Annotated in this window: 9 protein-coding genes and 1 pseudogene; 4 read left to right on the forward strand and 6 right to left on the reverse strand. The window is 34.4% G+C overall.

Features of this window, described 5'->3' with window-relative positions:
• Positions 1-228 (forward strand): DDE-type integrase/transposase/recombinase (locus AS180_RS19705; protein WP_139109246.1); only part of this gene is annotated, 228 nt, incomplete at its 5' end.
• 27 nt (positions 229-255) lie between these two features.
• Here AS180_RS19705 and AS180_RS19710 read toward each other — a convergent pair.
• From AS180_RS19710 to AS180_RS19725, 4 genes are all read right to left on the reverse strand, one after another.
• Complete coding sequence (locus AS180_RS19710) at positions 256-840, reverse strand: hypothetical protein (protein WP_062687386.1); 585 nt, start codon at positions 838-840, stop codon at positions 256-258.
• 206 nt (positions 841-1,046) lie between these two features.
• On the reverse strand, positions 1,047-1,835 hold the full coding sequence (locus AS180_RS19715) for a ParB N-terminal domain-containing protein (RefSeq protein ID WP_025908661.1): 789 nt from the start codon (positions 1,833-1,835) through the stop codon (positions 1,047-1,049).
• A 109-nt stretch (positions 1,836-1,944) separates the two neighbouring features.
• On the reverse strand, positions 1,945-3,246 hold the full coding sequence (locus AS180_RS19720; RefSeq protein WP_025908660.1) for a hypothetical protein: 1,302 nt from the start codon (positions 3,244-3,246) through the stop codon (positions 1,945-1,947).
• 519 nt (positions 3,247-3,765) lie between these two features.
• The gene (locus tag AS180_RS19725) at positions 3,766-4,332 is read right to left on the reverse strand and encodes a hypothetical protein (RefSeq protein WP_025908659.1); all 567 of its coding nucleotides are present in this window, start codon (positions 4,330-4,332) and stop codon (positions 3,766-3,768) included.
• Between the two features lie 736 nt (positions 4,333-5,068).
• On the opposite strand from AS180_RS19725, the gene AS180_RS19730 reads away from it, so the two are divergent.
• Together AS180_RS19730 and mobQ are read left to right on the forward strand one after the other, a co-directional pair.
• A complete protein-coding gene (locus AS180_RS19730) occupies positions 5,069-5,761 on the forward strand; it encodes an alpha/beta hydrolase (RefSeq protein ID WP_025908658.1) in 693 nt (230 codons plus the stop codon).
• Positions 5,762-6,211: 450 nt separating this feature from the next.
• Positions 6,212-8,194 (forward strand): MobQ family relaxase, encoded by a 1,983-nt coding sequence (gene mobQ / locus AS180_RS19735; RefSeq protein WP_062687387.1) that lies wholly within the window; start codon positions 6,212-6,214, stop codon positions 8,192-8,194.
• A gap of 235 nt (positions 8,195-8,429) precedes the next feature.
• On the opposite strand, the gene AS180_RS19740 is transcribed toward mobQ, so the two are convergent.
• Both AS180_RS19740 and AS180_RS19745 read right to left on the reverse strand, forming a co-directional pair.
• Entirely contained in the window at positions 8,430-9,758 is a 1,329-nt protein-coding gene (locus AS180_RS19740) for an IS1380 family transposase (RefSeq protein ID WP_025907862.1), read from the reverse strand.
• 300 nt (positions 9,759-10,058) lie between these two features.
• Positions 10,059-10,343, reverse strand: coding sequence for a DUF5316 family protein (locus AS180_RS19745; RefSeq protein WP_025907863.1), 285 nt, complete (start codon positions 10,341-10,343; stop codon positions 10,059-10,061).
• Positions 10,344-11,047: 704 nt separating this feature from the next.
• Here AS180_RS19745 and AS180_RS21930 point away from each other — a divergent pair.
• A pseudogene (locus AS180_RS21930) lies at positions 11,048-11,227 on the forward strand (IS701-like element ISPlan1 family transposase); the annotation flags it as partial.

The raw sequence follows: 11,227 nt of genomic DNA on the forward strand, positions 1-11,227 counted from the left end.
CAAATGAGACAAGTGAAATATCTCAATAATATCGTAGAACAGGATCATCGTTTTATAAAAAAGCGAGTTAGTTCGATGTTAGGATTGAAATCATTTCGTACAGCTACTTACATACTGAGTGGCATAGAAGCCATGCATATGATGAAAAAGAAGCAGGTTCATCAGGGGGTGAAGTCTGCCCAAAATCAAAAAGAATTCATCCATAAGTTGTTTGGATTAGCTTCATAAGTTAGCAATTTAAAGGAAACTCACACTCTATGTTTCTAACGAGTGATTTTTGCACCAGAACCGCAATTCTTTTTTCTGAATCCAGTTATAAATGGTATGAACATCAACTTGCAGACACTCTGCTAGTTCATATACTGTCATACTTCCGATATGAGCTCTTACTCCAGGTATACCTAAACGATATAATCTAGACTCTAACGCTTGTATACTTCGCTGTAAACGTCTAGATAGTTGATCAAGGGTCTTGATTCCATACCATCTTACCAAGTACTCATCCTCTTTTTTTGTCCATCTACGTAATGACGTTTTTCGTACTAATTTTAACAGTCTGATCCGATTCGCAACAGAAGAAGGGCTCTTGCCTAACTGTTTTCCAATCTCTCGATTGTTCATCCTGTTAATATTTACTTTTAAGAACGTATCTTGGTCAGGAGTCCATCTTTTACGTATGCCATTTTGTTTGTTGCGAAGTTGGAGTCGTGAGACCCGTTTATTAACCGATTCTTTACTACGGTTTAAACATTCACCAATTTTTTGGAGTGTCATCTGCCCATATTGTTCTTTTAGAAATAAATCTTCTTCCTTCGTCCACAGTTTTTGATTTTTAGTCACTATATCTCCCTCCAATTCGCGACTTAGATGTATAGAAAGCTACGTATAGAGAATAGTAGTGAAGATGTTCATCTTATCTCAGCAGAAATTAAATCCTGTTTCATTTACCTTTTATATACTGGTCATAGGCTACCACTTTGTTTATTCTGTTTTTGTCTAATTTGTCAATGAAACTGTAAACAATCGTTCTTTTTTTCTTTGAGTTCTTACTTTTGATACTCGTATACAACAGGAACTTTGTCCATTTTCATCGTTTTCGCCACGACATAACGACGATAGCCATCTTTTAAGACGTTCGATCCTTTTTCAATCGTCAATGGCTCATCTAGGCGCCCCGTACGCTTCACAAAATCAATGACCTTTTGTGTTTTTTCAGGGTTTGGGCGTGTCTTTAAGAACTCTTCAGGTACAATAATGTCATCGAAGCTTAAAAGATCTTGTGTCCCTTTTGGCTGATTAGTCATTTGTTTCTTTTTTGGATCCACCTTTTTCTCTTGAACAGGCGTCTCCTTCACTTCTGGTTGTACTGATTGAGGTTCTTTCTTCTGTTCATTTGCTACAGGCTGAGAAATAGGTGCTTGTGCTTCTTCCTGTGCAGTAGATTCTGTGTTCTTTTGGGCTTCAGAAGACGCAGAAGCTTCTTGTTTAGGTTCTTTTTTCGCATCTGAATCATTCTTCTCTTTATCATTTTTATTCGGAAGAACGGTAATCTGGAAACAGATTACTCCTACCTCACCAGGACATTCATCAATGGGAATGTCTAACGTTGGTTCTCCTTGAATGAGAATTTTTTCATGCATAATACTTTTCTTCGTGAGTCCCGTTTTATTAAAGGCTTTCTTCGCAACAAACACGGTATACGAAATAAAGGTACTCTTCTTTAACCCTTTCGGCGCAGATGGTGACCCTTTTTCACGCATATCAAAGGCAACATAGCGATCGTACTCTCGTAGTGGCCCTGTGGCTGATCCGGTTAAGGTAATTTTATGTGGCATAATAGTTTCCTCCTGCGTAGATTAGTAGTTATTGTTTATTTAGAACACAGTTCTAAATAAACATATTCTATTAAAACATCAGCTTTTAAGAGATTTCTACTTTTTTAAATTAAGAAGCTGTGTCTTTTAACTGATTGTGTTGACGCAAGTATTCTTGTTCCTCTGACGTTAAAGCTTGTCCTAGGTCTTGTTTTACCTGAGCGATCTCCAACAAGCTATACGTGGAGCTGTGCTCCTGCAGCAAATTCTCTTCTTCTGGTGTTAGCTCTTGTCCTAAATCTTGCTTTAACTGAATTATTTCAAGCTGTTGATCCAAAGAAATTTCTGTTTCTTTTGGAGCTTCTTTTTGCTGCTGTTCAGCCTTTAACCAACTTGGAACGAGTTCTTTACGGATAATATGTTTGGGTTTAGCTAAAGTTGTTGTTTGACTTTCGTTATGTATAACTTCTTGTTGATTTGCGTATACTGATGAATAATCCTGACTTTTAGGCTTTGTTAAATCATAGAATTGATTTTTCGCAATTTGATAGATTAATCGACACATATCCCGTAGGGATAACGGATTGCCTTGTTGATTGGCTTCATGCACATATTTATCTAATCCCACAATGGATGTATACGCAATTTCATGTACTTGCTCTTTCTCAATCGTAATCTCTGTATCTTTTTTTACGGCTTTTGCAGCATTTTGAATGCGAGCATAAAAGTCTTTTAATTGATGACCATACTTACCCGCGTAGACTTGATTGACTTTCTTAGGAACACCTTTGATATAAGTAAATGACTGTGAAGCAGACATTAAATGATTATTTATATGATTTACAGGTAAATCAAGGTTAATAAAGGCACCAGATGATTTATCGACCTTTAAGCTTGTTGTATCAACGTTTTCAACACTTTCAGGATGCATCACAGGAAGCGTCACAGGAGTTGTCATTTCTTCTTGTTGGACCGTTTGTATACCTGTTGTATCATGGGCAAAAAAGATTTCTTCGCAAATGTGATTAAAGTTCTTATGGCTTTTAAGAATAAACACATAGCTATCAGGATGAGTACCTGTTGCATCTTCTTTAATGTAACGTGCTACAAGTATAAAAGGTGTAGCTTTTAACGACCGTACAAAACGAGAAACCGTACTTTTAGAAACTTTAAATTTATTCATGAGCGTTTCAGAACGAATGGCTTGGATGCCTGTAGCCACTAGGTTATAGATGACATGATCGAGCATTTCCATTCTTTTTTTAGGAAATTCTTTATGTATGGCTGATTGATTCTGTTTATAGTGAGTACGAATTATTTCTAAAAACTCTTCTTTCTTTTTCCGAAGTGTAGATTTGTTCTTCCATAACCACTTAAACCGTCCGTTGAAGGTGTCTACATCTCTTAAATAGCAGGTTAATATTTTTGTCATTTGTTCATCTTCTCCTTTAAGGAACAAAAAAAGACACTGTTTCCCTGGAAAAAGGAAAACAATGTCTTTTTTTTGATGAACTAAGCCCTTGAAATAGATAGCTATTTCATATAAAATAAAAGCATAAGTTTTATTTTATAGAAAACTAAATCTATTAACAAGAGACTTCGACAAGTGTTTTCCCTACCGTCATTAGGGGGAACGGTTTAAGTGTGTTGGTCGCACTACTTAAACAGTTGAAGTCTTTTTTCTATTCCGGTCATTTTTGTTAGTTTTATTATAGCGTTAATTAATCTTATAATTCAATAAAAATTAGTAATATATCTCAAAAGAATTCTTTTGAACTGTTTTTCTTGTAATAAATTTATTTTATTATACAATTCATTTTAAAAATTAAGGAGGGTCAAAAAAATAACCCTCCTCAATTTATTAAAAGTGTGTTATAATCCGTGCTTTTATAACTAAATTACAACATATAAATAACAGAAAGCTTCTACTAGGGATAGTAGAAGCTTTCTGTTATTTACCTATTAATTTTTCCCACCACGTTTTTTTCTTTTCTAACTCTGCACTAGCAGAAGCTTCTTCAATCATTTTTTTACTTTCAGACAATCCCTTCCTGAGTTCTCCTATCAACTCAGCGTCTTTTCTGTTTATCATTTGCTTCAGGTCTTGATTTGTTTGGCTAACTTTTTGTAACTCTTCTACTAATTTTTGGTTAAATTGCATCTGCTGTGTCATCTGTTGTTCTTGTTGTTGTAACATCTTTTTTATTTCACTTAGTTCATCATTTATAGAGATGGAACCTTTTTCTTCTTGATTTTTGACTGTAATAGTTATAGGAAGCCCATCACTTGCTAAATTATCGTTCACATCTTCTTTTAATAACCCCTCGCTATAGAGTTCACGGATTTTCTTTAATAGATCTAGCGATTCAATACTTATTTTATAACGTCTACCTTCTTTTTTGAAATTTAAAAACTGTTCATGATTAATTAGATACCTTTTTAATGTTTCAGGAGGAATGTTGGTATATTCAGATGCTTCTGGTACACCAATGAAGTTTACGCTTTCAGAATTATTCATGCAATCCACCACCATTTATTAGTATTTTATGTACGTTCACTCAGTTCACGGTCGTTCGTTTGTGGGTTTTGTGAAAGTTCACTCGATTCACAGCCATCTATTCATTTAATTTTATATGATTTCGATAAAAAATCAACAATTCCTGTTTGGAGTTTGTGTATATATCTTATTTTATGAGCTTTTATGACTTAAGTTAAACTTAAGTCATACTTAAATGAATGGGATGTATTTTGTGATGAATGCATGGTGAACTTGTGGTGTAATTAGTTGAACTTGTTCTTTGGTTATTTAAAAAGCAGTTGTTAAGCTTGATTTAAGTTTAACTAAAGATGAACTTGTTGTTTTAGATGAAACCAATTTCTGTTCTGAAGCAACAGGTGGGGTTCTGCAATGAACTAATAACAGTTCATTATCTATTTTTAGAATGGGATTAAGGTGATTTCTATTAAAAATGTACAGAATGTCTACGGAGTTAGTGGAACATTTAAATATGATTAAAGTGACAAAAAATCTTTTTTTATAAAAGTTAGGACTATAGGCTATCATATGATTAAAAAAATGGTAAAAAAATAGTTTTATTTATCTTAATGTCAACAAAAAGAGATTAATTGATTCTCGTACATTAAAAATAAAGGGATTGTTGATTCATGTAAATATAGTAGATAGTTTGATATCATGAGAAATAATGTAAAAAATAACATAAACATAAAGAATCGGCTGGGGGGGAGATATTAACTTGTTACTTTCAAAATTGATAGATTATTATGCTCTGTATGATTTGCATAAAGACCGAAGTAAAGAGAATCAATATCATATTGATTTTGATCATGCACCAACGAATATAGATAGAGATGTTTTTTTTGAAGTACCATCATCACTTGCAGATATTGATTTGAATATAACTTCTAAAGAAAATGGCTACAGCATAGGGGAATTTGGATTTGAAAGTTTGAGACCTTCTGGGGATCATCCCAATGATTACGTAAGAGGTGAGTCTTTCTTAAATGAAGTTGGAAATAAGCCTAATGTTATTTTTGTACATGGTTGGCGAATGAAAGGATTTGATAGGGTAAAGAAGATTTTTCATGATTCAATTATGAATAACTTAGGATGGAACATGTACTACTATACACTTCCTTACCATTTAGAACGTCAGCCAGAAGCATCACTTTACAGTGGAGAATTTATGGTTAGTGCCAATATTAATAGGACTGTTGAATCTACTAGGCAAGCAATTGTTGATTTAAGGGCTCTAATTCAATGGATGAAAAATAACAAACAAGGTCCCGTAATTATAATTGGTGTTAGTCTCGGTGGCTTTATCTCAAATTTAGTTGCTACACTTGAGTCAGAAATTGATGCATTAGTTTCTATATTTTATTCTAATCGTCTTAGTTATTCTCTCTTTTTCTTTCATTCTTGCTTCTAATTGTTGTTTCTTTGCTTTCATCTGTTTCATTTTTTCTTCTAACTCTTCAATTCTTTCTTGTTCTGTTTTTTTAGTCATCTATTACTCAACTCACTTTCTGTCTAATGTTTGTTTCTATCTTAACAAAAATTGAGATAAATTGGTATCCTTAGCATAGATTCTCTCACCAGTATATGGTATAATTCCCTTAGAACGAAGAGATAAGGGCGCACTTATACATCGTACCGATGTGTGCGGTTCCTTCGGAACGAAAAGACAAAACCAAAGACCCATTCGCCTAGGTGGCGAATTTCATAAAACCTGTTTGCCTATCGGCAAAGATGAAACCCCCATCTGACACCTTTGGTGTTCATGATGCTGATTTCATCTAAAGCGTTGATTAGTGCACCTCGTGCTCTCATCAACTTATTACAAAACACAAATCCATTCTCAAGAAAGGAGGAAAGAATCATGGCAATTTACCATCTATCGATGCAAATTATCAGCCGTTCAAAAGGCCAATCGGCTATTGCTGCAGCTGCTTATCGCAGTGGCGAAAAACTACATGATGAACGCACAGATGAACAAAAGTTTTATGCTCGTAATGTACAACCGGAAACCATGATTCTAACTCCTTCCAATGCGCCAGAATGGATGAAAGATCGGAACCGTTTATGGAATGAAGTTGAAAAAGTAGAGAAGCGCAAAGACTCGCAATTAGCACGCGAATTAAACATTGCGTTACCAATTGAACTGAATCATGACCAACAAAAAGAACTCATTCGATCTTTTGCTCAAAACGAGTTTGTTCAAAAAGGAATGGTTGCTGATATTGCCATCCATCGTGACGATGCTAATAATCCTCATGCTCATATCATGTTAACGATGAGAAACATTGATGAAAATGGTTTCGGCAAAAAGAATCGTGACTGGAATGCTGATTTTGCCAATGCAAAAGAAAACAATCGGGGGTACGTAAAAAATAGCGAAGGCTGCTTATCCATTCGTGAACAGTGGGCAAACTATGCTAATCAAGCATTAGAACAAGCCAAAAGTAAAGAGCGTATTACGCACCTTTCTCATAAAAATCGGGGACTTGAAGTACTTCCAACCATTCACTTAGGCCATGTCGCTCATGACATGGAGAAGAAAGGAAAGAAAAGTGACCGTGGTCAAATCAACAGAGAACGCCAAGAATACAATAAAGTCGTTATTGACCTGCAGACTTACCGTCTTCAAAAAGAAGCTCATGTACAAAAAATAAAAGAAAAAGAGAAGCAATTTAGCTTCTCTACGGATATTGAGAAAACACATATTCAAAAGGCTGCATCTCTTTTGAATCAAAAAATCGTTTCCTTAGACGATATCTCAAAACGCCAGGCAGAACGACGCAAAATGAGCGATCGTCATGACCCAATTGAACGTCATTTCCATGTGCAGCAACAACAGTTCCTAAATGTCAGCAATCACTATGACCGTATAAGGGATTTAAACTATGAAATCCAACAAAATGAAGAAAAAGTAGAAGAACTTAAAAAGTCTCTTAATCCGTTTAAACTCAAAGAAAATAATATGATGAAACGTCGTCATCTTGATAAGATTTCTGATTTAGAAAGTAATAAAAAAACCTATATAAATGGCATTGAAAGGTATAAAAAATCCCTTCGTTTCTCAAATGAAGAAGAGTTCTACCAACGCTATACAGAATTCTCTCAGCAAAAAGAGAATCGTCTGCATCAAATTAAGTATGAAAAGCAAAAAATCCAAGTAGAAACAAAAGCTCTATTACAAGCAGAGGAAGCCATTAAAACAGCTAAAATTCGTGAAATAAGCTCTCACTATCCAGACTTGAAAACAGCTGGAAAATACTTGACCTATGACAATGCTTTAAAGCTAGAGAAACATGTAGATATGGCCAAAAAGACTCCCGTAACGTTAGAAGTCATTGAAAAAGCGATTAAAAATCAACAAGACGATCTATACAAACTAAAGAAAGACCTAAAAATCTTTCAAACGGAAAAAGATCATCTAGATAAGATAAAGAGCCAGGTTACTAGCCTTGAAAAAACAGAAAAGGAACTTGATACATTAAGCAACAGCCCTCGTGAAGCAGCCAAACGCTTGGTTTCAAAGAAATCACGTCAGCACTATGAAGAATTGCAACATGAAGCTAATCACTACCAAGATAACCTTAAGGAAAAAGGATATAAAGGACTAGATGATTTAAACAAACGACAAGGCGAAATTAGAGAGCTTGAGCAAAATGTAATACCAGATATAGAGAAAAACATAAAAGTCAAAGAGCACGTCATAGAAACGATCTCAGGTATCTTTGATGCTATTCAACAAGCTACTCGTAGCCAAGAGCAAGCCCAACAAAGACATCAATTGAGAAGAATGAGAAGTACCAATATAAATAGAGCGAAAGATCAAGGACCAGATTTTAGCCGTTAAAGATAAAAAATTGCCTTAAGGCAATTAGAAACAACTTAAACCTGAATTATTCATACCTTCGGTATGAGTCATGATTTAGTCGAAAATTAATTACTTTTCTATTCTTTTGAAAAATAATTGATCATCCCAATGTTTAAAAGCAGTGTTTCTAAAATTAGTTTCTTAACATGGCTGTTTTTAGACAGACTACTCCCTTGAAATAAAAATTGCTTTTTAAATTAAACCAATAAGTTCGTTATTCTATCTTCAATTTATGAATTCGGCTAAGCACTTTCCAAAAGAATTCTTGATAAACGAAACTTGAAGATAATTTAAAGTAAAGGGATCGCCCTGACTTTACCAATTTACTAGCCACTTTAATGATCCTAGTACGTATGGTCTCTATTTGCATGTTCTTTTGTTCTTTTGGAAAGGAAAGGGTCCGCAGCCAATTTGTTAAGTTATAGGCTAGAAGACTTACCAACATCTTTACTTCATTCACTTGGAATGCGTGGCTATTCATTCTATCTAAATTGAACCCATTTTTGGCTTCTTTGATGTAGTTCTCCATCGTCCCCCTTTTTTGATAAGCAAGGACGATGTCCTTTGGAGAAAAGGCATCTACTAAATTGGTTACAAAGAACGAATGGATAAAAAACAGTTCATTCGCTGGGCGTACAGATTTAACAATTACTTTTCTTGGTTTGGCCCATGACTTCGCTTGATAAATAGTTTCTTCAAAGTAGCATTCAGTTTTTGTAACATCAGATGGCATTGATGAAGGATGGAGTTCTTCTGCAATCCTCTGTAGATTAGCATTAGATTTTAGGCGGATGACAAAGTAAACCGATTCTTTGTCGCACAAATCATATAATGCAGGAACAGCAAAGCCACTGTCTCCACGAACAAACAATGTAGTCGCTGGGAATTTATCATTATAATGTTCAATCAGTGGTTGTATGAATTCTACTACACCAGTAGAGGTATACACATTTCCAGGACGTAGTTTAGCTTTAAGAAAATCGCCTGTTACGCCATCAAAGGCAACTAATGGATGGAAACCAACCGTTCCATAATGGGAATTAAAAGCCGCCTCTTCTTGATTGCCATAGGTGTCTGAATGAGTAGAATCCAGGTCAAAGATGAGTGCTTTCGGGAGTCCTTGGGACTCTCTGAATTTATGTACTTTATCCAGTAGTTCTTGATTGGCATGTTCCAATTGTAGGATTGACTGTTGATCAAACCGTCTAAAAAAACGGGATAAACTTGGCTGGGAAGCTAACGCATCTGTTCCAAGAACTTGGGTAAACACCGGATCTTGTGTTAATTGATCTGCAGCGTCATCTTCAGAATACCCGGCAATTAGTTGATAAATCTTTTGCCGAAGTAAATTTTCATTTGAATGAATAAAGTAAGCCCTTGTGTCTTTCAAACTTAGATGGGTAGCTAAGGTCTTTGAAAAACCGAGTTTTTCATCGAATTCTCGAAAGATGAATTCACCTGTATCAGAGGAAAGAGAACCTCCATCATTTGATACTTTAATCTTACGATTGAAATTTAGAGTTAATTGCGGTAAAGTAGCCATTAAAAGAATCCTTTCTGATGGTTATTTCATGGGTGTTTTAACCTTATCAGAAATGGATTCTTTTTTCATTTATTTCGTGCATATTCAAATTCAAAAAAAGTGTATGAAATAAGTCATATCAGCCTATTTTAGAAAAACTATGAATAATTCAGGTTAAAGTTGCTTTTGTTATTAATAACATTTTATATCCAGAACAAAGACCGCCCGTTATATATTTTATAAGGCGGTCTTATCTCTATATATGTTATATATTTATTCATAATTTCTTGACATTACGTTATCTCACATACAAACAATGATTCACATTAGATAGTGAGAAATAATTAACCCTACTAAAAGAGGTAATGCACTCAAAAATATATTTATAGAAGCTTTAACTCTCCAATTTCTATCTTCCTTTGATTCAGTTGCTAAATTTGCTCTCATTCTATCTCCACTTACTCCAAATCCAGAGATAGCTATAGCTACTAATACTAATATTATTAAACCTATAAAGAAAATCTGCTCTATACTTAAACTGACTACGGTACTTACAAGTAAAATAGCCAAAGATAAGATAATTCCAATACCAATTGATTTAATCATTTTTTTCCTTCGGCATTCTTTTTCACTTCTAATAGTTGTGCAGTACTATATTTTTTGAAATTTAAACCATTATCCTTATTGCGGGTAGTGACAGCTTCCCTGGTACTACCCCGTTACGTGATGGCTCAAAGAGAATCATTAAACTAAAAGAAGGAGAATCATTTAAAGAGGAACTCCAAAGAGCAGGTATTCAAGAAACGCAGATTTTTCAGATGCAATTAGTGGAAAAACCAGAGTAATTTCAACATCAGCCTTTTATATGGATGGAATTGTGTTAGTCTCATAAAATCCAAAACAAAAAGGATCATCTTTTAAGAAATAATCAAAAACAAAGTGCTTGAAGGAATAACAATAGCTTAACCATGAAGATGAAAAATGGTTCACTTTGTATCTTTGTATTCAGAAGGAGACAATTTTAATTCAAAATAAAAGAAAGCATTGAGAATTCCCAATGCTTTCTTTGCAGTTATTCATTGTACTAATTGTATTTTTAATATAGATTGATGCAAACAATGTATACTATCTCTAAAGTTCAGTCCGGAATAGGCTGTTCTTATTTTAAGTATATTTAATCTTTAACTGATAATGAGTAAATTCAGTTCAAAATATTTCCATCTTATAAAATAAAAAAGACAAATACGCAAACCTGGTTTAGAATGAAAGCTCTGAGCCAATCATCCATCCAGAGGAGCGTTATTTGTCCAATGAATAGACTATCACATCAAGAAGAAATCTACAATGGCTTAATAAAATGGAAGCTGCCCTTTTATTTCTCAAAACCTGTCATCAACCACTTAACCCACTTTATAGATGGGATGTTGAGTGTGGGGTTTACAGGTAAACTAACGGAAATTCATTCGTTTCGTCATCAAAAGAAACATCGT

This window comes from Priestia veravalensis (assembly GCF_001457055.1).
Lineage (GTDB): Bacteria > Bacillota > Bacilli > Bacillales > Bacillaceae_H > Priestia > Priestia flexa.